Raw genomic sequence first — 24065 nt, 5'->3', positions numbered from 1 at the left:
CTTTCATGGAACGGTCCCTCCTTGTGGCGTTTACAACAACGACCACGTTAGCACTTTGATGCTGTCGGAGCGGGCCGTTCCACCTCATCAAGGGGGGTCGGCTTACGCGAGCGTGCCGCCCTCGCGGATTCGGACGAGCCGAACGCGCGAGGGTGATTGCAGACCCGTTCAGACACTTCGGGCGCCTGTCGCGCGGGGGATGGTCCCCCGCCCCCCAAAGACAGGAGCCGGAACCCATGTCCTATGCAGATGCCACCGCCTTCGCCGCCAGCCTCGCCACCACGCTGATGGTCCCGATTGTCGTGTTCCAGGCCGGAGATGGAACCCACGGCGCCATGCCCGCCAACGAATTCGACGGCGACGACGAGATGGTGGAACTGGAACTCGACCCATGGAGCTGAGGCGCGAAAGCGCCTCATTCCCGCCGGCCCGGAACGCGCAAGATGCATCCGGGTCTTCCGCCATGCGACGGTCGGCCCATCGCCAGAAACAGCGCCGGAAGCGGACGCCTTCGGCAGATGAGAGGAAGAGGTCGGGCCTTTGGCCGTGACGGGTTGGATGCTGAGAGAAAGGCTCTCGGCGCCCGTCGCGGAGCGATCCAGATGACCCATACCAGCCAATCCACCTTCGCCCCGATCGGGCGGATTCTTGCAGATCGGGTGCTGCCCGAATGTCAGCGGGCGCAGAAGTTGCCATTGCGCATTTCCTGCCTTGGCGCCGTCAGCTATGCCGGAGCCACGGATGCCGATTATCGCGACCGCAGCGTCTTGCTCGGCGAGGCTGCATCGCCGGAAGGCGCCATCGCTCTTGCCGGGCTCTGCGTTTCGCGCGGTGATATCGGCCGTGGCGACGACACCGGGTTGTGCTTCGAGCCGCGCCTTATTGTCATTCAGGACCGCGCGCTCGGCCTGGTCCTCGCCGGTGAAATCCGTGCCGGGATCATTCTCTGGGAGCAGCCGGTTGCCAGCGACAGCGAGGCCTGCCGCATCGTCATCGACGCCAGCCGGCAGCGCGGCCTGGCATTCGCTGCCTCCGGGCGGGGCGATCATGCGTCGGCCAGCGCCCTGCGGTTCCGGGCGGCACTGCTGGAAGCCCGGCTGGTCGATCCGCTTTGGCGCGAGACCGCCGCCGAGCTGCTCCATCTGCCGCAAGCAGCCTGATCCCTTTTTCTTTCTTCAATCAGCCCGGCCTTGCGCCGGGCTTTGCCGTTTCAGGAGCCTGTCATGGCCGACTACTTCACCCATTTCTCCTGTCTGCTCGATGTCGGCACGCCGGATAATGCCGCTCATGCCCTCGATCTCTACAACACCCTGTCCGACGCGAACGCCGACGAAGAACCGCCTTCGGACAGCTTCCTCCTCTCGATCCAGCCCGAACATGGCGGTACACAGCTCTGGATGCGCGATGACGTCACCGGAGATCCCGAGCACGTCGTCCAATTCGTCAAACGCTGCGCCGCAGTATTCGGCCTGACCGGCCGCTGGGGGTTTCAATACGCCAACACCTGCTCGAAGCCGCGCGTCGACGGCTTCGGCGGTGGTGCACATGTTCTTGATCTGGCCACCGGGGAAACCGTCGCCTGGACCTATACCGACGGCTGGCTCGCCGAGGTGCTGTATGGAGGTGATCCCGATGCCTGAGATCATCGAAACCACGGTCTATCGGCTCGATGAACTTTCCGATGCCGCAAAGGACAAAGCCCGTGCCTGGTATCGTGAGGGCGGCTTCGACTACGACTGGTATGATGCGGTCTATGAAGATTTCCAGCGCATCGCGGACATTCTCGGCATCTGCTTTAAGACCAGTGCCGTGCGGCTTATGGGCGGCGGATCGCGGCAGGAGCCGCGCATCTGGTTTCGGGGCTTCTGGTCGCAAGGTGATGGAGCCTGCTGGGAGGGGTTCTACTCCTACCGGAAAAACGCCTCCGCCGAGATCCGATCCTATGCGCCGCAGGACGTAAAGCTGCATGAGATCGCCGATGCGTTGCTGGCGATCCAGCGCTGCAATTTCTACCAGCTTCGCGCCGAGGCCAGCCATCGTGGGCATTATTATCACGAATACTGCATGTCGATCTCGGTCGAGCGCGATAGTCCGACATATCAGGACATGACCGTCGATGCCGAGGAGGTCGTCATCGAGGCGCTGCGCGATCTGGCGCGCTGGCTTTATCGTCAGCTGGAGCGTGAATACGAATACCTGACTTCGGACGAGGCGGTGGACGAGTCGATCGTTGCCAACGAATACACCTTCACGGCGGCGGGCCGCCGTTTCGGTTGATCGCGGTCAGGGTTCGCGAATGCCCGCATATCCGGCGGCCTTCGCCGCCTTGACCAGCTTGCGGTCGAAGCTCGCGAAACCCTCGCAATGCGCCGCGCGGCCGAGATGCAGCGCATCCGCGAAATCCATTCCCGTCTCGGCAAGGCCGAGGGCGGCGGCGACGATTGCACCGTCCTCGACCGTCACGGTCGGCAGGCCGGCGAAAACCCGTAGCGCGTGGGCGATTTCTGCCGGGCGATATTCATAGGTGCTGCGCAGCACCCATTCGGTTTCGAGGATCACCGTGACGCCGGCAAAGACCGGCTGCCTGTCGATCAGGTCGCGGGCGCGCGGCGATTGTTTCGGATGGTCACCGGTCAGGTAGCGGACGACCAGATTGGTATCAATCGCGAGCATGGCGGCGCTTTGCCTCGGCCAGCACGCCGGCATCCATCTCCTCAAGCGTCTTTGGCTTGCCCTTCCAGGCCAGCACGCCGAACACGTCTTCCGGTCGCGTCTCGGCGAAGGCTGGGACTGGCTTCAGCAGCACGCCCTCCGGCGTCTCCTCGACCACGAGCCGCGTTCCTGCCCCCCATTCCCGCCGCTGGCGGATGGCGCTGGGAAGGATGACCTGTCCCTTGGTGGAGACGGTGGTGGTGAGCTTATCCGCGTTGGCCATCGGCCCTAACCTTTTATGGCGTAAGACAAACGTAAGATAACCGCTTGCGCGCCATCATTCAAGCAGTGACCGACGGCGGCCGTGCTTCCGGGTAGAGGGAGAGGAAGGCCGGGACGGGTTCGAGCCTGTGCGATCGAGAGAGCGCTGCGCGGGCTCGATCCTGTCCTGCTCTCCCGAGGTTTTTCCCATGAACATGATTTCCGTATCCGCAGCGGCATCCGCGACAGTGCCGGTTCCGCTTGCCTCCGACGCTGACATCCCTGCCTCCGTCTTCGCCGCAGCACAGATCCTTCTTCCTCATCTCGAACGTGGTCAGCGCATCGACGCAGCCACATTGCGCGGCGCAATGGAGATTGCCTTTGGCGCATCCGATGCCACTGGCGCCTGGAACTGGAAGACAGCCTATGACGCCTGTGAGGCGGCAACCGTTCTTTTCCTGCGCAAATACGGCAAGGCGCTTTTCCGTAAATCCGCCTCTCCGGCAACGGTGCTGCCACAGTTCGCCAAGATTGCCGGTCTCCTGCCGACGCATACGCGCCGCTCTGAAGAGGCGCAGTCCTTCCAGCAATTCTCGACCCCGATTCCGCTCGGCCTGGCGGCCGTGACGGCGGCGGCGATCACGCCGGCAGACTGTGTGCTGGAACCGTCGGCAGGGACCGGGCTCCTCGCCATCCTGGCCGAGATCACAGGCGGCTCACTCGTTCTCAATGAACTCGCCCAGACTCGCACCGGTCTCCTGTCTCTCCTCTTCCCGGCCCTGTCCATCTCCCGCTTCGATGCCGCCCAGATCGACGATCATCTCGAAGCCAGCCTTCTGCCGTCCGTCGTGCTGATGAACCCGCCGTTCTCGGTCATGGCCAATGTCGAGAGCCGTGTGGCCGACGCCGCCTTCCGCCATATCGCCTCGGCGCTGGCGCGTCTTGCGCCCGGCGGCCGCCTCGTCGCGATTACAGGAGCGAACTTCGCACCCGACGCGCCGGCCTGGACCTCGGCCTATACGCGTCTGCAGGAGCGCGGCCGCGTCGTCTTCTCCACCGCGATTGACGGCTCGGTCTATGCCAAGCACGGCACGACCTATCCGACACGACTCACCGTCATCGATAAGCTCCCAGCTGACGATCCTGCCGCATTCCCTGCCGCGCCCGGCGTCGCGCCCGATGTCGCCACGCTGCTCGGATGGCTCGCCGAGCATCTGCCCACCCGGCTCCCCGTCGATCCGGCCGTCGCCGTGCCCCCGGCTGCGCCAGCCGCCGCCCGCAGCGTGCGGGGCTATCTCACCCGCGCCGCCAAGGCCGCTCCCGCCCCAGCGATGGCCGAACCGGAAGGCGCGCCCCTCGACTACGAGACCGTCGATTGGTCGCCCGCGGAGGGCGGCCGCATCTCCGACGCTATCTATGAAGAATACGGATTGCAGGCGATCCGTATTCGCGGCTCTCAGGCGCATCCCACCATGCTGGTGCAGTCGGCGGCGATGGCCTCCGTAGCGCCGCCGAAGCCGGACTATCGCCCGCATCTTCCGGGCGCGATCCATGCCCTCCTGTCGGATGCGCAGTTGGAGACCGTAATCTACGCCGGCGAGGCCCATGCCGATTATCTCGCCGGTTCGTGGACGGTGGACGAGACCTTCGATCTCGTCTCCGCCGCACGTGAAGATGCGAAGAATGCCGTGCGTTTCCGGCGTGGCTTCTTCATCGGCGATGGCACCGGCGTCGGCAAGGGCAGGCAATCGGCCGCGATCATTCTCGACAACTGGCTCCAGGGCCGCCGCAAGGCGATCTGGATCTCCAAGTCCGACAAGCTCCTGGAGGACGCCCAACGCGACTGGTCGGCGCTCGGGATGGAGCGTCTGCTGGTCACGCCGCTGTCGCGATTCCCGCAGGGCAAGCCGGTCACGCTGCCGGAAGGCGTCCTATTTACAACCTATGCCACGCTACGTTCCGACGACCGTGGAGAAAGGGTTTCCAGGGTCAAGCAGATCGTCCAATGGTTGGGCTCCGACTTCGATGGAGTGATCATTTTCGACGAGGCGCACGCGATGCAGAACGCCGCCGGCGGCAAAGGTGAACGAGGGGACGTCGCTGCGTCCCAACAGGGCCGCGCCGGCCTGCGCCTTCAGCACGCCTTGCCGAATGCCCGAGTCGTCTATGTCTCGGCAACCGGCGCCACGACCGTCCATAACCTCGCCTATGCGCAGCGGCTCGGCCTGTGGGGCGGCGAGGATTTTCCGTTTTCCACGCGGGCCGAGTTCGTGGAGGCGATCGAGGCCGGCGGTGTTGCGGCGATGGAGGTTCTGGCCCGCGACCTTCGCGCGCTCGGTCTTTATACCGCCCGCTCGCTCTCCTTCGACGGCGTGGAATACGAGCTGGTCGAGCACTCGCTGACGCCCGAGCAGACCCGCATCTACGACGCCTATGCCGGCGCATTCGCCGTCATCCATAATAATCTCGATGCAGCGATGGAGGCGGCCAACATCACCGGCAGTGCCGGCACTCTGAACAAGCAGGCGAAATCCGCCGCCCGTTCCGCGTTCGAATCGGCCAAGCAGCGGTTCTTCGGCCATCTGCTCACCAGCATGAAGACCCCGACGCTGATCCGGTCCATCGACGCCGATCTGGAGGCAGGCCATGCCGCCGTGATCCAGATCGTCTCGACCGGCGAGGCGCTGATGGAGCGCCGCCTGGCCGACCTGCCGACCGAGGAATGGAACGACGTACGCATGGACATTACTCCGCGTGAGTACGTCCTGTCGTATCTGGAAACCAGCTTCCCGGTGCAGCTCTACGAGCCCTTCACCGACTCAGAGGGTAATCTGTCCTCGCGTCCGGTGTTCCGCGACGGCCAACCCGTCGAAAGTCGTGAGGCGGTTGCACGCCGCACCGCACTGATCGAAAAGCTGGCCAGCCTGCCGCCGGTTCCGGGCGCGCTCGACCAGATCGTCCAGTATTTCGGGTGCGATCTCGTCGCGGAGGTGACTGGCCGCTCGCGCCGCATCATCCGCAAGCCGGGCACCGGTGACATCGGCGACCGGCTCGTGGTCGAGAACCGCGCAGCAGCAGCCAATCTCGCCGAGACGCAGGCGTTCATGGACGACCAGAAACGCATCCTGATCTTCTCGGATGCAGGCGGAACCGGCCGCAGTTACCACGCGGAGCTATCGGCGCGGAATACGCGGCTGCGCGTGCATTACCTGCTCGAGCCGGGCTGGAAGGCCGACGCCGCCATCCAGGGCCTCGGTCGCACGCATCGCACGAACCAGGCGCAGCCGCCGCTCTTCCGGCCCATCGCGACCGACGTCAAGGCCGAGAAGCGTTTTCTCTCCACCATCGCCCGACGTCTCGATACACTCGGCGCGATCACGCGCGGTCAGCGCCAGACTGGCGGACAGGGCCTCTTCCGACCCGAGGACAATCTGGAGAGCCATTATGCCCGCGACGCGCTGCGCCAGCTCTATCTCCTTCTGGTCCGCGGCAAGGTCGAAGGCTGCTCGCTCGACCGCTTCGAATCCGCCACCGGCCTGAAGCTGATGGATTCGACCGGCATCAAGGACGATCTGCCGCCGATCACCACCTTTCTCAACCGGCTGCTGGCGCTGACCATCGAGCTTCAAGGCATCCTGTTTGCCGCCTTCGAACAGTTGCTGAACGCCAGGATCGAGGGCGCGATCGCCAGCGGCAGCTACGATGTCGGGCTGGAGACGCTGACGGCGGAACGCTTCATCGTCACCGATCGCCAGACCATCTATACCCATCCGGGCACCGGCGCGGAAACCCGGTTGCTGACGATCACGCAGCGCGAACGCAATCGTCCGGTTACGCTGGACGATGCGCTTAGCTATCTCGACGACCGCCAAGCGAAGCTCCTCATCAACGAGCGTTCGGGCCGCGCCGCCGTCCAGATCCCGACCACCAGTATCATGCTGGACGATGGCGAGATCGAGCGGCGCGTACGGCTGATCCGGCCGATGGACAGCCACAACATCCCAGTCAGGATGATGGGTGAGACCCATTGGGTTGAAGCCGACGAGCACTCCTTCTCAGCAGCCTGGAATGCAGAAATCGCGGAGGTGCCGGAATTCTCCGACAGCACGATCCATATCGTCACCGGCTTGCTGCTGCCGATCTGGAAACGGCTTCCGCACGAATCCTCGCGCGTCTATCGCCTCCAGACCGACGAAGGCGAGCGCATCATCGGTCGCAAGGTCTCGCCGGCCTGGGCGGCCAACGCGGTAACGACCGGCGCCAGTTCGCTGACGCCGGATGCCGCCTTCACCGCACTGATGGATGGCCGCACCGTCCTCGATCTTGCCGAGGGGTTGCAGCTTCGCCGCTCCCGCGTCATGGGCGTCAGCCGCATCGAACTGTCTGGTTTCACCGACACAATGCGCGAACGCCTCACGGCCTACGGGCTGTTTCATGAGATCATCTCGTGGAAGCTGCGCATGTTCGTGCCGGTCGATGCCAATGGCCCTGTGGTTCTCGGCAAACTGCTCGACCGCTGGCCAGTGCAGCGCATCGGTGAACGGGAGGCAGCGTAATGGCCCGTCATGATGCTTCCGAACTGGCAAGCCGTCTCGGTCGCAATGCCGAGGCGGTCTGCCGCCACTACCTGTCGTCCGGCCGCCGCGCCGGACGATACTGGGTCGTCGGCGACGTTCAGAACAGCCCCGGCCGTTCGATGTTCGTGCGCCTGACCGGGCCGGAATCCGGCAAGGGCGCTGCGGGCAAATGGACCGATTCCGCGACCGGAGAGCATGGCGATCTTCTCGACGTCATCCGCGAGACGCTCGGCCTGACCGACTTCAAGGACGTCGCCGAGGAAGCGCGCCGCTTCCTTTCGCTCCCACATCCCGAACCTGAAAAGGCGAGAACGCCGACGGGCAGGACGTCAAGCAGAGCGTCGTCGGGATCACCTGAAGCGGCGCGGCGGCTCTTTGCCATGTCACAGCCGATCGGCGGCACACTCGCAGAAGCGTATTTCCGCAATCGCGGCATTACGGCTTTGCACGGAACCGCCAGCCTGCGCTTTCATCCCCGGTGCTATTACAGACCTGATGATCATGCGCCCCGGCAGATGCTGCCCGCGATTGTTGCCGCCGTGACCGATCTGGCGGGGCGGCAGACCGGAGCGCACCGCACCTGGCTCGCCCCCGACGGCGCAGCGAAAGCGGATGTCGAAACCCCGCGGCGGGCGATGGGCGACCTTCTCTGGCACGGCGTCCGCTTCGGGGTGACCGGTGAGGTGCTCGTCGCCGGCGAAGGGATCGAGACCGTGCTGTCGCCCCGTCAGGTTCTGCCCCATATGCCGATGATGGCGGCACTCTCGGCCGCACATCTCGCCGCCATCCTGTTCCCGCCAGCGCTGCGCAGGCTCTATGTCCTCAGAGATCGCGATCCGGCCGGGGACAACGCGCGAGACAGCCTGATTGCCAGAGCCGCGAGTGCCGGGATCGAGGTCGTGGCATTGTCGCCGGTGCGCGGGGACTTCAACGAGGATCTCCGCGAATCCGGCGCCGATGCCTTGCGGGTGGCGCTCGCCGGTCAGCTTCATCCTGATGACAGAGCGCGTTTTCTGGAGGCGTGAGGGGATCGGCGAAAAAGGAGGCGTGTTGCGCTCCGCCTCCACCTTTCGTCCCCAGGGATTACCTTGCGCTGCCTGTCGGAGAGGCCACGCCCACGGCCTTCTCAAAGGGCGATCGGCCCACAAACGATCCGGGCAGGCAATGGCCGGGTTCGGGCTATTTTCCGCCGGCGGCTGCGCCACCTTTGCATCGCGACAGACAAAATAGCCCGCACCCGGTCATCGAGCCCTCGCGGGAGCGCGAGGATGCCAGCCCGGCCCGCCCGTGGGCTTTCGACGCCTGCGAAGGCCGCGATGGGCGCGGCTCCAGACGAAGGAAGCTCCCGATGATGCACGAAGACGACGATACGGGTTTCGGGCTGGTTCACACCTCTTCCCCCACCGATCATGTCCTCACCGAACTCCAGCTTTACGGCTGGCGTCCGTTTCAGGATGAAGCGGACCCGAGGCCGCTTCCCGAAGGCAACGCCGTCGCCGGCGCCGTCGCGGATATCTTCGACGCCCTGATCGCCACGCTCGGCGATACCCGCCTCGAACCCGACCTTGACGAATTGCTCTGGTCGACCGTCAATGTCTTCCATCGCGCCACCGGCCGGGTAGAGCGCAACCTGGATGATAACGAGCTGGCGCAGCGCCGTCTTCAGCGGGAACAGGACGGCAGCGAGGTGAAGTCCGTCGAGCTGGAACGCCTGACGGCAGAAGGGCAGACATTCATCGAACGGCGCAACAGCATGGAACTCTTCCGCGACATCGCCGCCGAACAGTTCGAGCGCCACACCGGCACCGCCTGGCGCCCTCGCACCGGCTCAATGGTCAACTATCGCAATCTCACCGCCGCGATGATCGACAGCCGCGACTTCCTGGCCGCGAAGCGCCGGGCCGAGACCGAGGTGATGCTGCCCCCCGGTCCCAAGGTCGCCCTGACCGGCGGTCTCGACTACAATGACCACAACCTCATCTGGGCGAAGCTCGATCAGGTTCGCGCAAAGCACGCCGACATGGTGCTGCTGCATGGCGGTTCGCCCAAGGGCGCCGAATTGATCGCCGCGAAATGGGCGGACAATCGCAAGGTGCCGCAGGTCGCCTTCAAGCCTGACTGGACGAAGCATGGCAAGTCCGCGCCCTTCAAGCGCAACGACGCGCTGCTCGACGTCCTGCCCGTCGGCGTTCTCGTTTTTCCGGGGTCGGGTATTCAGGAAAACCTTGGCGACAAGGCCCGCAAGCTCGGCATCCCCGTCATGAAGTTCGACGGCGGCGCGTAAGCGCCGCCACCTGGCGGCTGTTCCAGTCGCCGATACTTGACTACTGGAGAGGTCAATGGCTCTTATGGACCATCCTTGCAGAACCGGAACAGTAGCATAGTCGCAGGCGGAGCGTATCCACAGGCAGCCTGCCGTGACCCTCAACCGTTTCTGGAGGTTTCCATGACGCTGATCCTGCTTGCTATCTCGCTGACGATCATGCTTTGCATCATTGCCTACAATCTCGCGATCTACGCGCTGCCCGTCATGGTTGCGATCTCGGCCGCGCAGTATGCGTGGGCCGGCGGCGCCGGAATATTCATGAGCGGCTTTGCGGGCGCAGGAGCCGCTTTGCTGTCGATTGCGCTGGTGATCGGCATTCTCGGCTTCGCGAAGAGCCCGACCTTGCGCGTGATTGCGCTCGCGATGTTCGCGATCCCTGCCGCCATCGCCGGATATGCCCTCATGCATGGCGTCACGAAGAACGCAATCGACTCGACGGTAGTACTCAATCTGCTCGGCGGAGCAGGCGGCCTGTTCATCGGTATCGCCGCTATGGTCAATCTGAACGCGCTTGGTGTCTCTGTCTTCTCTCGTTGATTCGGCAACTGCGGGCCATCATTCCCACGATGAAAGCCGGTGGCCTGTGCCGCCGGGTTCTGTCTTTCCTGCCAAAAATTGGCATGTGACGTCAGTTCTGCCGTTATGCCGTCGCTTCCGGCCTGCTTCATCCCGACCGTGGAGGCTCGGACACGGAATGCCTCTCGCGCCCGTAACGGTCATTGTCTGGTTGCCGGTCCAAATAGCGATGAATGCGGCCCACGATTACCTTCATCACCTTTCCCAGCTCCGCCTGACCGGTCGTCCGCAAATTAAGCGAATACGGTGAGGTTCCATATCTGGTAGCCCGATAAGCTTGTCCGGTTTCTTCCCCGCCAACCTCCAGTAGGACAGATGCATGTGGCTTAAAGAGGAGAACGGCAGGCGCCGCCTATCCGTGCGTTATGAGCGGACCCGACGGTTTGTTGTTGACGGCAAGGATGGTTCTGCTGTGCGCCTCGGTTCGTACCCGTCTCAGCGGCGCCATCCCTCCGACTGACTGATCCCCTAAGTCCGTGCGGTTTCCGGCCGCAACCCACGCGGCTCCGGACCGTGTTGCCGCGCAAGCGCGACTGCCCGCTCCACTCCGGGCCTTATGGGCGAGCTGCCAGCGAGCAGGCAGTTGCAGGCGTCTCCCGCCGGCCTTGGCCGGGTCTCGTCGGAGGGATGGTCCCTCCGAGAAGCAACGGAGACTTACAATGCAGAACATCGTCATTCTCGCCGGCAACATCGGTCAGGACCCTGAAACCCGTACCACTCAGGGAGGCACCAGCATCACCCACTTCACCCTGGCCACTTCACGTCCCCGCTACTCGGACGGCAAGGTTGTCCGCGACGAGAACGGCTACCGGGTTCAGGATACTGAATGGCACCGGATCACCTGCTTCAACGGTCTCGGCAAGACGGTCCAGCAATACTGCGAGAAAGGCATGAAGGTTCTGGTTCGCGGGCGCATCCACTACACGAAGTGGACGGACCAGCAGGGCAACGACCGCTACGGGTGTGAGATCATCGCCGAGACGGTTGATTTCCTGAGCCGGGCGAAGCAGACTGAAAACAACGACGGTAGACAGTCCGACTACGACGACGAAATACCGTTCTAGCCGGAAGAGATGGAAACCCGGCGGCGTAAGCCGCCGGGCCTCCCTCATGTTTTTCCGCATATTTACTCAGGTCTACTCGCAGGAGATCGATATGATCTCGCGTGAATCATCGTCGTAGAAAACGTTCATCCGTTCACGACCGAGATTCGACGTTACCGCGCATATCGAGCACGTCATCCGCCATGTTGCGTCAGCCGGCCTTTCAGGGAGCGCATCAAGCTGTTTGCCGATAAAGCCCTGAAACTCCGAAGCTCGGCACCTGTCTCCAAAATAATATATCCGCGGACCATCCGCCGTCTCGGTGATCCAGACGCCGGGAAGGCGCGGATGATTGCGGATCGTCGAATTCTCCGGCGCCCAATAGGTGAAAGGCGGCAACGGATCGGCTTCCACAATCACCTTCGGTTCAGATTGCTGAGCCGGCGTCGTGGTTGTCCCCTGGGACAAGGCGACTCCCGACGCCGCAACCATGGTCATAAAGAAGATAGCGGACAGAGCGGCGACAAACTGCAATTGAGATACTCTCGCACTATTGTTGGGGATTCCCAGCGTCCAGTTTTGATCGTCAAACGACAAGCTATCCCGTGAAGGCGGCAACAAGACGGCTGGATAGGCGAGTTGTGGTGGACGGCAATCATCACGGGACCAACGTCGATGAACTGGCCCCCTTCGCCTCGTAAGGAGTGATGCCGGGCCACCATCGGCGCGGCGCTCGGCAAGCCGAATCACTCGGGGGTCTCTTACGCTTGCATGATTGCCTCAGCGAGCGATTATGGCTCGATTCTTTTGTAAACTACGGCTATTATAGCCGTAGTTCTGGCGCGAGACTCAGTGCCGGTGGGAGGTGATCTTGTATGATCACCGCCCATCAAACTCGGGCCGCGCGCGCATTGCTGGGTTGGACACAGGAGACGCTCGCAGACAGGGCCACCGTATCGCTGACCGCGCTCAAGCGCATGGAGTCGGTCAATGGGGAGCGCGTCTTCGAGAGTACTGCCGACAGGGTTCGCAGGGCGTTGGAAGCGGCAGGCATTGTCTTCATCAATTCCGACCGGCATATCGGAGTGATGCTGGATGTCCCGAACACTGTGCGTCGCTGACGCCATGTCCCCAAACCGGACGCGATGCCGCATGCGTGCGCGCTATGGTGAATCGTCGTTTACCAATCACGTCATTGTGATATTGTGCGCGCCATCGCACCAGACGTCGCAATTGGGGAAAGGACGCAATGGCGACGCTATCCTTTCGTGATGAAGCACCCAACGGCGATTTTCTCACCGATTACGACCGCATGCATGTGAAACTCTATTGTCGTCTGCTCGATGCCGAGGCGGACGGTGCTGACTGGCAGGAAGCCGTCGAAATCCTGTTCGGCATCGACCCCGACACCGAGCCCGAGCGCGCGCGCCGGATACACGATACGCACCTCGCCCGCGCCCACTGGATGACTGAACACGGCTACAAGATTCTGCGCCTCGGCCGCCTGAACTGAAGTTTCGTAGCCCATCGCATTGCTGACAAGGCAAGACGGTTTGCGGCCTGAGGCACTTCCGCGGCGCGCAACCCGGCCGGATCATCTTCCCGTTTGACCTGCGTTCGTAGCCTGGGAGGAATATCATGAGACCCGACACGTCGCGCTGGCGGATAGAGTCCGCTTATCGGTTCATGGACGAGGCAGGCGTCGATCATCTCGCCTGGGAGTGTCTACGGCGGAACGGCGACTATCAGCAAGACTATCGTGACCTGCGGCGTGCAGACCGCCTTGGCAAGCCGCTCCCCGAAACGATGGAGAGCCGCTGGGGGTTGCGATTTCGCGGCCCGGCCACGTCTGACGGCAGGCGACCAACCGATCTTCTGGAGTGAGACTGCCGACACCGCTATTCTGCGGCTGGCGGGCAACTTGGCGCCTGCCCGGGAGGGAGCCGTCACCCTGCGCGCCTTCCTTGCCGGTGAGAAGAGGATCACGCCAGACGAACTCCATCTCCTCCTGCGCGAGATCGGTACTGGTCTGCACCTGGTCGCCGATCCCGCGATTCGGCCCGACGATCCGATATCGGTTGCTATCGCGCTTGACCGCGACGGTCTCGATCGCATCGCCGCGCTCGACCGCCTGCTGCGCCACCTGGCCGGCTACCGCGTTCCGCCCGATCAGCGCATGACCGCCCAACAGCGAAGGCGGCTCAAGGCGATGCTGCGCGCTGTCGACGCCCGCCAGCATCGCGCCAGCCAGCGCGAGATCGCACAGGTCCTGTTCGGCGTCGAGCGCATCGCCAAGGAGCACTGGCAATCCTCGCCACTCCGCGACACCGTACGCGATCTCATCCGTGACGGCACCGCCATGATCGCCGGCGGTTATCTCAAGCTTCTGCGTTTCCGCCGCCGCCTCTGACCCCGCCCCGGTCAGGGTGGGGTTATTCGATACCCCCTGAAATCCCCCACTCCCTGCGCCCCGCTTCTTCGCCACCGTGACCCCTGACCGCCGCTCCCCCCGAGCGGCATCCCCCAGAGCCACGGAGGCATCCATGTACCCCAATCCCGCTCTCCTGCCGCCGCGCTTTCTGCGCACGAGGGAAGCCGCAGACTTTCTCGGCCTCTCGCCCCGCACGCTGGAAAAGCACCGGACCTATGGCACCGGACCACTTTTCCGCAAGCTTGGCGGCCGCGTCGTCTATGCGATCGACGAACTCGAAGCCTGGGCCGAGCGTGGCACCGTCGCCTCGACCTCCGATCCGCGCGGCAGCGTGCTGCCCGCCCTGCCGGGCAACAGGCAGCACTATCCCGCGCCTAGTCGCTCGGCGCGTTGAGGGCTGTCAGGCATGTCCCGACGCCTTCCTATCTCGGAGCGCGCGCGCCTCGACCCTTTCGTCATCGCGACGGGCGACGCCAGCCCGCGCGACCAGCGCGACCTCATGGAGCGCCCATTCTTCTCGCTGTCTAAGTCGCGCCGCACCGTGCCGATCCTCTACGAAGCCGGCGCCGTGCGCGTCGAGGTCTTTGCCGTCCCCGAGCATGGCATGGCTACGATCTGGGACGCGGATATCCTCATCTGGGCGGCGGGTCAGATCGTCGAGGCCGAGAACCTCCGCCTTGCGACCTCCCGCTTCCTGCGCTTCACGCCCTACCACCTCCTGACGGCTATCGGCCGCGAAACCGGCGCCAGCGACTACAAGCTGCTCAAGGCCGCGCTGACGCGGCTGCAATCGACCTCGATCCGCACGACGATTCGCAATGGCGAGCATTGGCGGCGGCATCAATTCTCCTGGGTCAACGAATGGGAGGAACTCACCCGCCTCGACGGCCGGGTCGAGGGCATGGAGTTGGTCCTGCCCGATTGGTTCTATCGGGGCGTCGTCGACCGCTCGCTCGTCCTTGCAATCGACCCGGCCTATTTCCGGCTGAAGGGCGGGATCGAACGCTGGCTCTATCGCGTCGCCCGCAAGCATGCCGGCCGCCAGCGGCATGGCTGGGTTTTCGACCTCCACCACCTTCATGAGAAATCCGGTAGCCTCGCGCGCGTCTCCGATTTTGCGCTCCAGATCCGCCGCATCGCCATGCGCCAGCCGCTGCCCGGCTATCACCTGGGCATCGAGCGCGACGGTCGCCGTGAAATATTGCGCATCCTGCCCGCGCCGTCATCGGCCGGGCCTGTGGATAGTGCTGTGGATGCAATCGGGAGATCACACGCACGACCCTTCGGGAGATCACACGCAAGTCCTTCGGGAGATCACACGCAAAGGCGCCAGCTAACGCTTTGGCCCGACACGACGATTCCCGGCCTTAACTTAGAGTCTAACAATAATACTAACTTTTATGAGCGCGCGCGCGATGTGGAAAACCTCATTCGCGACACGGCCCGAAGTCTCGGCATCGCCGGAAAGAAGGGCACGCCGGCCGGGCCATCCGCTGCGAATCCGTCAACGGCGCCCGACGGCACCGGCTTCGCTGAAACCGTCGCCCCACGGCTCCCCCTCGATCGGCTGGGAGAACGCCGATGATCGTCGCCTTCCTCAATCAGAAGGGTGGTGTCGGCAAGACGACGCTTGCACTCCATCTCGCCGGCGAGATGGCGTCACGCGGAAGCCGCGTCACCCTGATCGACGCCGACCCGCAAGGATCGGCTCTCGACTGGTCGCAGCAACGCGCGCGCGAGGGCCTGCCTCGCCTGTTCGGCGTCGTCGGCCTGGCGCGCGACACGCTGCATCGCGAAGCGCCGGAAATCGCCGGCGGCGTCGATCATGTCGTCATAGACGGCCCGCCGCGTGTTGCCGGCCTGATGCGCTCGGCGCTGCTCGCCGCCGACCTCGTGCTGATCCCGGTGCAGCCGTCTCCGCTCGACGGATGGGCTTCGGCCGAGATGCTGGCGCTTCTGGCGGAAGCGCGCATCTACCAGCCGCAGCTCGCCGCCCGCTTCGTCCTCAATCGCTGCGGCGCGCGCACCGTCATCGCACGCGAGACGGCCGAGACGCTGGCTGACCACGATCCTCCGGTGCTCGCCACCACCATCGGCCAGCGCGTCGTCTTCGCCAACGCCGCGCAGACCGGACGGCTCACATCCGACATCGACCGCCATTCGCCGGCAACGCGCGAGATCGCGGCGCTGGCCACCGAGATCGCGCGCCTCGGCGTCGGGAGGACCGCGCCATGATTGTGCTCCCCGAAATCATACTGTCCGGCGACTGCCGGGACCGCATGCCATCGCACGGTCCGTTCGACATGATCCTCGCCGATCCCCCTTACGGCGACACGTCGCTCGCATGGGACCGGCGGGTCGAGGGCTGGCTAGTGCTCGCACGCGCGGCGCTTGCGCCAACCGGCTCGATGTGGGTCTTCGGCTCGCTGCGCAGCTTCATGGCGAGCGCCGGCCGTTTCGCAGACGCTGGCTTGCGGCTCGCCCAGGAGATCGTCTGGGAGAAGCAGGACGGGAGCAGCTTTCATGCCGACCGCTTCAAGCGCGTGCATGAGCTGGCCGTCCAGTTCTATCCGGCCGAGACGCCCTGGGGCGAGATATACAACGATCCGCAGACCACGCCCGACGCGACCGCCCGCACGGTGCGGCGCAAGCAGCGTCCACCCCATACCGGCAAGATCGATCCCGGCTACTATGTCAGCCATGACGGTGGCCCACGCCTGATGCGCTCGGTCATCTACGTGCGCAACTGCCACGGTCGCGCCATCCATCCGACCGAGAAGCCTTCCGCCCTCCTCGAAATCCTCATCCGCACGAGCTGCCCGCCCGGTGGTCTTGTCGGCGATTGGTTCGCGGGATCCGGTGCGGCCGGCGAAGCCTGCCGGCTCTCCGGCCGTCGCTACATCGGCTGCGAGATCGACCCGACGATGGCCGACCGCGCCCGTGACCGCATCGCTGCCGTCTTGCCATTCCATGACGGAGGCCCGTCATGACGTCCGGCACGGACAAGCGCGGCTTCGCCACGCGCCCGGCCGATCCCGATAGCTGGATCAAGATCGGCGACGCAGCGTCGCCACGCAGGGATGCCGCCGACGTCTATTCGGCGCGGCTGACCGTGGACATCACGCCGGCGTTGCGCGGCCGCATCAAGATCGCGGCCTTCCAGCGCGGCGTCACCGTCGCCGACATGCTCCGCGACCTGTTCGCGCGGGAGTTCCCGCCTGCTGATGGAGGAACGCCATGACCGGCTTCCAGCCCGGCCGCATGGGCGGCCACGCGCTGCCTGACGACGCGCCTGCCTTCACCACGCTGGTTCACCTCACCTGGGAAGAAGGCCGGATTGAGCACCGCATCCGCTTCGGCCGGACGATCTACCAGCGGAAGATCGACCGGCGCAGCCGCGTCGTCGGCTTCGCGCCGAACAGCGTCTTCGCCTTCGTCCGATGGGCGTCGAACGATTATGGCACCGTCGTTTCCCGCATAGACATCCTGCGGGCGATCGGTCGCGGCGAGCCGTTCCAGACGCTGCCTTTCGTCCGTCCGGGCGGCGACCTTCTCCTGAAGCTCCACGGCTGGCCGAAGGTCGAGCGCGTGCTTCAGCTCATCGACGCGATTGATGCGCTCGGTATCGAGCCAGCCGACGCCGCGCCAGCCTATTGGCGGCACGTCCACAACCGCCTCACCGCCAACGCGGAACCGCGCCTCTATACACGCGACCAGCACGATGCCTGGCGCGCGCGCCGGAGCATCCTGCCATGAGTGCGCGCCGCGTCACGCTCGCCGCCATGCTGGCCGGTGCGGTTCTCGTTGCCGCGCCGATCGTCAGCGGCCATGCCCCGCGCTTCATCTGGAACGCATCGGCCAGTGTTCCGATCGGACTCTATTCGCTCGCGCCCGTTCGGTCGATCGCGGTCGGCGATCTGGTCGTGGTGCTGCCGCCCGACGACCTCGCCGGCTTCCTCGACGCACGCGGCTACCTGCCGCGCGGCCTGCCGCTCATCAAGCGCGTACTGGCGCTGCCCGGCACCGAGGTCTGCCGCCGTGGTCCGTCCGTGATCGCTTACGATCACGCCTATGGCGATGCGCAGCCGCGCGATCGCTTTGGCCGCGATCTGCCGCAATGGCAGGGCTGCCGTGTGATCGCCGCCGGTGAGGTCTTCCTGCTCAACTGGGACTCGGGCGACAGCCTCGACGGCCGCTACTTCGGCGCGCTTCCCGCCTCGGCCGTCATCGGCCGTGCGCTTCCTCTCTACACCGACGAAGACGGCGACGGCCACTTCCGCTGGTGCTTCGCCGATCCGGCCCTTGAGCCGTGAACTTCCCCTCAACCGCACCACAGGAGACGACATCATGGCAGACCTCGGCAGTTTCACCCGCACGGAAACCGGTTTCAAAGGGCGCTTCGAAGGGCTCGGCATCGAAGGGTCGCTCACCTTCGTTCCGGCCAAACCTTCGGAGGCCGAGAACGCGCCGGCCTACCGCATCCTGCTCGGCGACGAGAACGGCCGCGATATAGGCGCGGGCTGGTCGCATGTCGGCGAAAAGGCCGGCGAATTCGTCTCCATCGAGGTTTACAGCCCGCTGTTCGGCTGGCTGCGCGCCAACCTATTCCGCGACAGCGACGACGACGACACCGTCTGGAGCCTCCACACCAACGACCAGCGGACCAAGCGCGCTGAAGGAACCGACAAGTGACGGATCAACGTCCTGCCGGCGTCGGACGGCGTTCTTCCGTCCGGCGTCCGGTGCTCCTCCTCTTCCTTTCCGGCCTGCTTCTCGGCCTCGCGCCCGCGCCCGCGATCCGTGCGCAAACCGTGCAGGCCGCGCGGCCGGAGGTCGGCGGTCCCTATGCCGTCGACATCGCCGAGGCCGCGCACCGTTTCGGCATTCCGGCCGCATGGATCGCGGCCGTCCTCGCCGCCGAAAGCAATGGCGATCCGACCGCCGTATCGTCGGCCGGTGCAATGGGCCTGATGCAGCTCATACCCGCAACATGGGATGAACAGCGCGCGCTTCACCGGCTCGGCAACGACCCCTTCCAGCCGCGCGACAACATTCTCGCGGGCTCAGCCTATCTGCGCGCCATGTGGGACCGCTACCGCAATGTCACCGACATGCTCGCCGCCTATAATTTCGGCCCCGGCCGGTATGACGAATACCTCGCAGGCGAACGCGACCTGCCGGCCGAAACGCGCGACTACATCGCCGCGCTCGTTCCCCTTTTCGGCAGCGATCCGCTCCCGCCGGGCGCTATCGTCGGCCCGCCGCGCATCACCGATTGGCGCGATGCACCGCTCTTCGTCACGGCTCCGGCCGACGTGGTATCTGCATCCCGTCTGCACGGCAAACGCAGCGTGGGCGCAACTTCGGATGCGTCTTCGCCGTCGCTCAATCCGCTCGCGCCATTCTCGTCCGGGGCGCTGTTCGTCGCCCGCCCGGCCTCGGGAGGTATGCCATGAGCGGAATCGCGCCCCTTCGCGTTGCAGCGAACTGCCGGAAAGGGAAGGAAGGGTCGCGGGCCGGGAGAGGCACGGCGACAGGAAGACGGCAAGGTAAAAGCGCCTGCGCAAACCACCCGCAAGCCATTGGAATGGCTTGGTGTTTTACGCATATGGCGATCGGTCGTGCATACGCATGGGCGATTTTGTCAGCAAAATCAAAGGCAATTTGTATGGGCGGCCCCGCCGTGCCTCCTGGGAGGCGCGCATGAGCGACGACAGCGATTTCCGCATCCGCCCTGGCAAGCCGCGCTCGACCCGCGTGCCGCGCACCAAGACCTTCATCAACCAGGTGCTACGCGCGGCCAGGCAAGCGAGCAACACGCCGGTTCGCGGATCAAGCTCGCCGTCACGGCGGGTCGGCACCGGCCGCTCGACCTTCGGCCGCGGCCGCAATGTGATCTCTCGCAACCGGCTGCTCGGTTCGCATCGCCGCGTCGTCGCCAAGGCGCGCATCGCCCGACATCGGGGTCGGGCTTTCCGCTCGGCACCGATCTCGGCGCATCTCTCTTATCTGAAGCGCGAAGGCGTCAGCCGCGACGGCGAGAAGGGCGTCATGTTCGATGCCGACAACGACCGCGCCGACGATCTCGGCTTCGCCGATCGCTGCCAGGACGACCGGCATCATTTTCGCTTCATCATCTCCCCGGAAGACGCCGGCCAGATGGAAGATCTGCGCGCCTTCACCCGCGATCTTGCAAAACAGATGGAGGCCGACCTTGGCACGCTCCTCGATTGGGTCGCCGTCGAGCATTGGAACACGGACAACCCGCACGTCCATCTTCTCGTGCGCGGTGTCGACGACACCGGCGCCGATCTCGTCATATCGCGCGACTATATCAGCCACGGCCTGCGCGGACGGGCCGAGGAGTTGGTCGACGCCGAACTCGGCCCCAAGCCCGAGCACGAAATCCGCGCCAGCCTCGCGCGCGAGGTCGAAGCCGACCGCTGGACACGCCTCGATCGGGAGATCACACGCCAGTCCAACGAGCTTGGCTATATCGACCTGCGGCCCGAGGCGAAGGGGCCGGACGATCCCCAAATCCGTCGGCTACTCGTCGCCCGCCTGCGCCATCTCGAAAAGATGGGGCTCGCCGCCGACGCCGGCGTCAACGAATGGTTCGTCGAGCCGGGCGCGGAACGGGTGCTCCGCGATCTCGGCCATCGCGGTGACATCATCAAGACCATGCACAATGCCTTCGCCGGGCTCGGCGAGGAGCGTGGTGTCGCCGACTTCGCAATCGACCCTGGCAAGGACGGGTCGCCGATCATCGGCCGGCTGGTCGACAAGGGCCTGCATGATGAGCTGACCGGCGAAGCCTATGCCGTGATCGATGGCACGGATGGTCGCGCCCATCACGTCCGGCTGCGCGGCATCGAGGCGCTCGAGCGCACGCCGCCGGTCGGCGGCATCGTCGAGGTTCGCCGCTTCGGCGGGCCGGACGATCCCCGGCCCACCATCGTCCTCGCCAACCGCTCCGACCTCGATCTCCAGACCCAGATCACCGCGCCGGGCGCGACCTGGCTCGATTACCGGCTGGTCGAGAAGGAGGCGATGCCGCTCGGCGCCGGCGGCTTCGGCCGCGAGTTGCGCGAGGCGATGGACGCGCGCGCCGAGCATCTCGCCGACGAAGGCTTCGCCCGGCGCGAGGGCCAGCGGATCATTCTCCAGCGCAATCTCCTGGCGACGCTCCGCCGACGCGAACTCGACGCCGTGGGCGAGCAGCTCTCGGCCGAGACCGGCTTGCAGCATGTGAAGGCGCAGGCCGGCGAATATGTCGCCGGCACCTATCGCCGCCAGCTCTCACTCTCCTCCGGCCGCTTCGCCGTGGTCGAGGGGATCGGTCCGGACGGCGGGCGCGGCTTCCATCTCGTCCCCTGGTCCCGCGAGATCGAACACAAGCTCGGCCAGCACATCTCCGGCGTCGCCCGCAGCGGAGGCGGCATCGACTGGTCACTCGGCCGCAAGCGCGACCTCGGCCTCTGACGAAAGGAACCTCCCATGTCCGGCACCAAAATCCTCTGGGGGCAGATCAGCATCGTCTTCCTGATCGTGCTCGCCTCGGTCTGGGGCGGCACGCAATGGGTGGCGTTCCGTCTCGGCTTCCAGCCCCAGCTCGGCCCGGCATGGTTCGAGATCGCCGGCTGGCCGGTCTACTATCCGCCGGCGCTGTTCTGGTGGTGGTATTTCTATGAAGCCTATGCCCCGCGCATCTTCGCCGAGGGCGGCATCATCGCGGCGTCGGGCGGCTTCATCTCCATCGCCGTCGCCATCACCATGTCGGTAATGCGCGCCCGCGAGGCCAACGACATCGACACCTATGGCTCGGCACGATGGGCCGACCGCACGGAGATCGAGCGCACCGGCCTGCTCGGGCCGGACGGCGTGGTCCTCGGCCGCTACGAGCGCGACTATCTGCGGCATGACGGGCCGGAGCATATTTTGTGCTTTGCTCCGACGCGCTCGGGCAAGGGCGTCGGGTTGGTCGTGCCGAGTCTGCTGACCTGGCCGGGCTCGGCGATCGTCCACGATATTAAAGGGGAGAACTGGCAACTTACCGCCGGATTCCGGGCGAAGCATGGCCGTGTCCTGCTGTTCGACCCAACCAATGCCGCGTCGGCCGCCTACAATCCCTTACTCGAGGTGCGGCGGGGCGAGTGGGAAGTGCGCGACGTGCAGAATGTCGCCGACGTGCTGGTCGATCCGGAAGGCAGCCTGGAGAAGCGAAACCATTGGGAGAAGACCAGCCACTCATTGCTGGTCGGCGCCATCCTGCATGTGCTTTACGCAGAAGCCGACAAGACGCTCGCCGGCGTCGCCGCCTTCCTCTCCGATCCTCGCCGCACGATCGAAGCGACTTTGGACGCGATGATGGCTACCCGCCATCTCGGCGAAAAGGGACCACATCCCGTCGTCGCATCGACGGCGCGGGAACTGCTCAACAAGAGCGACAATGAACGCTCGGGTGTCCTATCCACCGCCATGAGCTTTTTGGGCCTCTACCGCGATCCGGTGGTCGCTGCCGTGACCTCGCGCTGCGACTGGCGCATCGCCGATTTGATCGCCGACCCGAAACCGTCGACGCTGTTTCTGGTCGTTCCGCCCTCGGACATCTCGCGCACCAAACCCCTCATTCGCCTCGTGCTGAATCAGATTGGCCGGCGATTGACCGAGGACCTCCATGCCAAGGACCGGCGGCATCGCGTCCTGATGCTGCTCGACGAGTTTCCAGCGCTGGGCAGACTCGACTTCTTCGAATCGTCGTTGGCGTTTCTCGCCGGCTACGGCATCAAGAGCTTCCTTATCGCCCAATCGCTCAACCAGATCGAAAAAGCGTATGGGGCGAACAATGCGATCCTCGACAATTGCCACGTGCGCGTCAGCTTCGCGACCAATGACGAGCGCACCGCCAAGCGCGTTTCCGATGCCCTCGGCACGGCGACAGAGATGAAGGCGATGCAAAACTATGCCGGCAGCCGCCTGGCGCCGTGGCTCGGCCACATCATGGTGTCGCGTTCCGAGACCGCCCGCCAGCTCCTCACTCCCGGCGAGATCATGCAGCTCCCACCAGATGACGAGATCGTCATGGTGGCAGGAACGCCGCCGATCCGGGCGAAGAAGGCGCGCTACTACACCGATCCCCGCCTCATGGAACGCGTCCTGCCACCGCCGGATCCGGCGACGATCGCCGTCAGTGCGCGGCCGGACGGATGGTCGGCGCTCAAGCCCCTGAAACCTGATGCCGAGCTGGTCGCGGCCCCCGAGCCGACTGCCAAGGACGACGAGGACAAGGCCAATTCGAGCCTTCGCCGGGAACCGGAGCTGCCGGACCATGTGGAGATCGTCCACGAGAAGAAGGAGCCGGAGCCCGAGAACGAGTTTCGGCACCTGCTCGGTGACGATCAGGAAGACATCGCCCGGCAGCGCCAGGCCATGCGCCGCCAGATGCACGGCCTCGCGCGCCAGGTTTCCATGGACCCGAACGACACCATTGATATGTGAGGAATGACCTTGCGCCAACGCCTATGCCTGACCCTTCCTTCCGACCTGCTAGCCCGACTCAACGATCTCGCCGACCGTCGCAAGCTGTCGCGCTCGGCCGTCGCCGAAGCGGCTATCGCCTCATTCCTGTCGCCCGACGCCCTCGACACGCGCGAAGCCGCCTTTACCCGCCGGCTCGATCGCCTGTCGCGCCAGACGGCCCGGCTTGAACGCGACGTGCGGTTGACCGCCGACACGCTGGCGCTGTTCGTCCGCCACTGGCTGACCATCACCCCGCCTCTGCCGCCCGAGGCTCACGCGACCGCGCAGGTCAAAGGCAAGGAGCGGTTCGAGGGTTTCGTCCAGACGCTCGCCATACGGCTCCAGCAGGGCAGTAGCTTCCTGAGTGAGATCCCCGACGATATTGATCTAGGCCGAGAAGACGCCGATGACTGACCATGCTTGTGGAATGTCGACTTCGAACGTATATACATTACCGTATATACAGGAGGTCCCCATGCCCCATATCGCTAAAGTCTTTCAGTCCGGCAACTCGCAGGCTGTCCGCTTGCCGAAGGAGTTTCGCTTCGATGTTGAGGAGGTGGAGGTGTCGCGCGAAGGCGACGCTGTTGATTTCCGCTGAGAGCTGACCCGGGATTTTCGCCGAGAAGTGACCCGCCTTCATGTATGGTTTGGGTCTTAGGTTTTGGTCAAGGGGCGGC

At 64.9% G+C, this 24065-nt stretch carries 28 protein-coding genes and 1 pseudogene; 26 read left to right on the top strand and 3 right to left on the bottom strand.

Features of this window, described 5'->3' with window-relative positions; translation table 11 throughout:
- Positions 1-236: 236 nt before the first annotated feature.
- The 4 genes from DES43_RS20765 to DES43_RS20750 all read left to right on the top strand — a co-directional run bounded on the left by DES43_RS20765 (position 237) and on the right by DES43_RS20750 (position 2277).
- Positions 237-401 carry a hypothetical protein gene (locus DES43_RS20765; RefSeq protein WP_009451523.1) on the top strand — a complete coding sequence of 55 codons (165 nt, stop codon included), beginning with the start codon at positions 237-239 and terminating at the stop codon, positions 399-401.
- 201 nt (positions 402-602) lie between these two features.
- Positions 603-1160: a hypothetical protein gene (locus tag DES43_RS20760; RefSeq protein ID WP_009451522.1), complete on the top strand. Its 558-nt coding sequence runs from the start codon at positions 603-605 to the stop codon at positions 1158-1160.
- Between the two features lie 63 nt (positions 1161-1223).
- On the top strand, positions 1224-1640 hold the full coding sequence (locus DES43_RS20755) for a hypothetical protein (protein ID WP_009451521.1): 417 nt from the start codon (positions 1224-1226) through the stop codon (positions 1638-1640).
- Positions 1633-2277: a hypothetical protein gene (locus DES43_RS20750; protein WP_009451520.1), complete on the top strand. Its 645-nt coding sequence runs from the start codon at positions 1633-1635 to the stop codon at positions 2275-2277. The genes DES43_RS20755 and DES43_RS20750 overlap by 8 nt, the downstream gene beginning before the upstream one ends.
- A 6-nt stretch (positions 2278-2283) precedes the next feature.
- Here DES43_RS20750 and DES43_RS20745 read toward each other — a convergent pair whose 3' ends face one another.
- Entirely contained in the window at positions 2284-2673 is a 390-nt protein-coding gene (locus DES43_RS20745) for a type II toxin-antitoxin system VapC family toxin (RefSeq protein WP_009451519.1), read from the bottom strand.
- Positions 2660-2935, bottom strand: a complete 276-nt coding sequence (locus DES43_RS20740) for an AbrB/MazE/SpoVT family DNA-binding domain-containing protein (RefSeq protein WP_009451518.1) — start codon at positions 2933-2935, stop codon at positions 2660-2662. The genes DES43_RS20745 and DES43_RS20740 overlap by 14 nt, the downstream gene beginning before the upstream one ends.
- Positions 2936-3122: 187 nt before the next feature.
- Between DES43_RS20740 and DES43_RS20735 the strand changes: the two genes are divergently transcribed.
- The 5 genes from DES43_RS20735 (at position 3123) to DES43_RS20715 (ending at position 11456) form a co-directional block, all read left to right on the top strand.
- Entirely contained in the window at positions 3123-7469 is a 4347-nt protein-coding gene (locus tag DES43_RS20735) for a strawberry notch family protein (protein ID WP_133676151.1), read from the top strand.
- Positions 7469-8515 carry a DUF7146 domain-containing protein gene (locus tag DES43_RS20730; protein WP_009451516.1) on the top strand — a complete coding sequence of 349 codons (1047 nt, stop codon included), beginning with the start codon at positions 7469-7471 and terminating at the stop codon, positions 8513-8515. Before DES43_RS20735 ends, DES43_RS20730 begins: the two co-directional genes overlap by 1 nt.
- Positions 8516-8841: 326 nt before the next feature.
- Complete coding sequence (locus tag DES43_RS20725; RefSeq protein WP_009451515.1) at positions 8842-9774, top strand: DUF2493 domain-containing protein; 933 nt, start codon at positions 8842-8844, stop codon at positions 9772-9774.
- 162 nt (positions 9775-9936) lie between these two features.
- Positions 9937-10353: a hypothetical protein gene (locus DES43_RS20720; protein ID WP_009451514.1), complete on the top strand. Its 417-nt coding sequence runs from the start codon at positions 9937-9939 to the stop codon at positions 10351-10353.
- A gap of 698 nt (positions 10354-11051) precedes the next feature.
- A complete protein-coding gene (locus tag DES43_RS20715) occupies positions 11052-11456 on the top strand; it encodes a single-stranded DNA-binding protein (RefSeq protein ID WP_009451513.1) in 405 nt (134 codons plus the stop codon).
- Positions 11457-11528: 72 nt separating this feature from the next.
- Here DES43_RS20715 and DES43_RS20710 read toward each other — a convergent pair whose 3' ends face one another.
- On the bottom strand, positions 11529-12032 hold the full coding sequence (locus DES43_RS20710; protein WP_122519264.1) for a hypothetical protein: 504 nt from the start codon (positions 12030-12032) through the stop codon (positions 11529-11531).
- 278 nt (positions 12033-12310) lie between these two features.
- Here DES43_RS20710 and DES43_RS20705 point away from each other — a divergent pair, with 278 nt between their 5' ends.
- From DES43_RS20705 to DES43_RS20630, 17 genes and pseudogenes are all read left to right on the top strand, one after another.
- Positions 12311-12556 carry a helix-turn-helix domain-containing protein gene (locus DES43_RS20705; RefSeq protein WP_009451511.1) on the top strand — a complete coding sequence of 82 codons (246 nt, stop codon included), beginning with the start codon at positions 12311-12313 and terminating at the stop codon, positions 12554-12556.
- A 128-nt stretch (positions 12557-12684) separates the two neighbouring features.
- Positions 12685-12948 carry a hypothetical protein gene (locus DES43_RS20700; RefSeq protein WP_009451510.1) on the top strand — a complete coding sequence of 88 codons (264 nt, stop codon included), beginning with the start codon at positions 12685-12687 and terminating at the stop codon, positions 12946-12948.
- A 125-nt stretch (positions 12949-13073) separates the two neighbouring features.
- Positions 13074-13319 (top strand): transcriptional regulator domain-containing protein, encoded by a 246-nt coding sequence (locus DES43_RS23100; RefSeq protein WP_009451509.1) that lies wholly within the window; start codon positions 13074-13076, stop codon positions 13317-13319.
- Between the two features lie 37 nt (positions 13320-13356).
- Positions 13357-13845, top strand: coding sequence for a DUF2285 domain-containing protein (locus DES43_RS20695; protein ID WP_009451508.1), 489 nt, complete (start codon positions 13357-13359; stop codon positions 13843-13845).
- Positions 13846-13978: 133 nt separating this feature from the next.
- On the top strand, positions 13979-14260 hold the full coding sequence (locus DES43_RS20690) for a helix-turn-helix transcriptional regulator (protein ID WP_009451507.1): 282 nt from the start codon (positions 13979-13981) through the stop codon (positions 14258-14260).
- 12 nt (positions 14261-14272) lie between these two features.
- Positions 14273-15451, top strand: coding sequence for a replication initiator protein A (locus DES43_RS20685; RefSeq protein ID WP_009451506.1), 1179 nt, complete (start codon positions 14273-14275; stop codon positions 15449-15451).
- Positions 15448-16101, top strand: coding sequence for a ParA family partition ATPase (gene parA / locus DES43_RS20680; RefSeq protein WP_009451505.1), 654 nt, complete (start codon positions 15448-15450; stop codon positions 16099-16101). The genes DES43_RS20685 and parA overlap by 4 nt, the downstream gene beginning before the upstream one ends.
- Positions 16098-16856, top strand: coding sequence for a DNA-methyltransferase (locus tag DES43_RS20675; protein ID WP_009451504.1), 759 nt, complete (start codon positions 16098-16100; stop codon positions 16854-16856). The genes parA and DES43_RS20675 overlap by 4 nt, the downstream gene beginning before the upstream one ends.
- Positions 16853-17107, top strand: coding sequence for a hypothetical protein (locus DES43_RS20670; RefSeq protein WP_122519266.1), 255 nt, complete (start codon positions 16853-16855; stop codon positions 17105-17107). The genes DES43_RS20675 and DES43_RS20670 overlap by 4 nt, the downstream gene beginning before the upstream one ends.
- A complete protein-coding gene (locus DES43_RS20665; RefSeq protein ID WP_009452796.1) occupies positions 17104-17622 on the top strand; it encodes a DUF2840 domain-containing protein in 519 nt (172 codons plus the stop codon). Before DES43_RS20670 ends, DES43_RS20665 begins: the two co-directional genes overlap by 4 nt.
- Positions 17619-18179: a S26 family signal peptidase gene (locus tag DES43_RS20660; RefSeq protein WP_009452794.1), complete on the top strand. Its 561-nt coding sequence runs from the start codon at positions 17619-17621 to the stop codon at positions 18177-18179. Before DES43_RS20665 ends, DES43_RS20660 begins: the two co-directional genes overlap by 4 nt.
- Positions 18180-18213: 34 nt before the next feature.
- Positions 18214-18558 (top strand): DUF736 domain-containing protein, encoded by a 345-nt coding sequence (locus tag DES43_RS20655; protein WP_009452793.1) that lies wholly within the window; start codon positions 18214-18216, stop codon positions 18556-18558.
- A complete protein-coding gene (locus tag DES43_RS20650; protein ID WP_009452792.1) occupies positions 18555-19322 on the top strand; it encodes a lytic transglycosylase domain-containing protein in 768 nt (255 codons plus the stop codon). Before DES43_RS20655 ends, DES43_RS20650 begins: the two co-directional genes overlap by 4 nt.
- A gap of 247 nt (positions 19323-19569) precedes the next feature.
- Positions 19570-21348 (top strand): relaxase/mobilization nuclease domain-containing protein, encoded by a 1779-nt coding sequence (locus tag DES43_RS20645; protein ID WP_074896798.1) that lies wholly within the window; start codon positions 19570-19572, stop codon positions 21346-21348.
- A gap of 15 nt (positions 21349-21363) precedes the next feature.
- Positions 21364-23364 carry a conjugal transfer protein TraG gene (locus DES43_RS20640; RefSeq protein ID WP_009452790.1) on the top strand — a complete coding sequence of 667 codons (2001 nt, stop codon included), beginning with the start codon at positions 21364-21366 and terminating at the stop codon, positions 23362-23364.
- Between the two features lie 3 nt (positions 23365-23367).
- On the top strand, positions 23368-23799 hold the full coding sequence (locus tag DES43_RS20635; protein WP_009452789.1) for a ribbon-helix-helix domain-containing protein: 432 nt from the start codon (positions 23368-23370) through the stop codon (positions 23797-23799).
- Positions 23800-23860: 61 nt separating this feature from the next.
- Positions 23861-23983: pseudogene (locus DES43_RS20630) on the top strand (antitoxin); the annotation flags it as partial.
- Between the last annotated feature and the right edge of the window lie 82 nt (positions 23984-24065).

It is taken from the genome of Aquamicrobium defluvii (assembly GCF_004363725.1).
In the GTDB taxonomy this organism is placed as follows: Bacteria; Pseudomonadota; Alphaproteobacteria; order Rhizobiales; family Rhizobiaceae; genus Mesorhizobium; species Mesorhizobium defluvii.
This window is presented reverse-complemented; position numbering and strand designations above follow the sequence as displayed.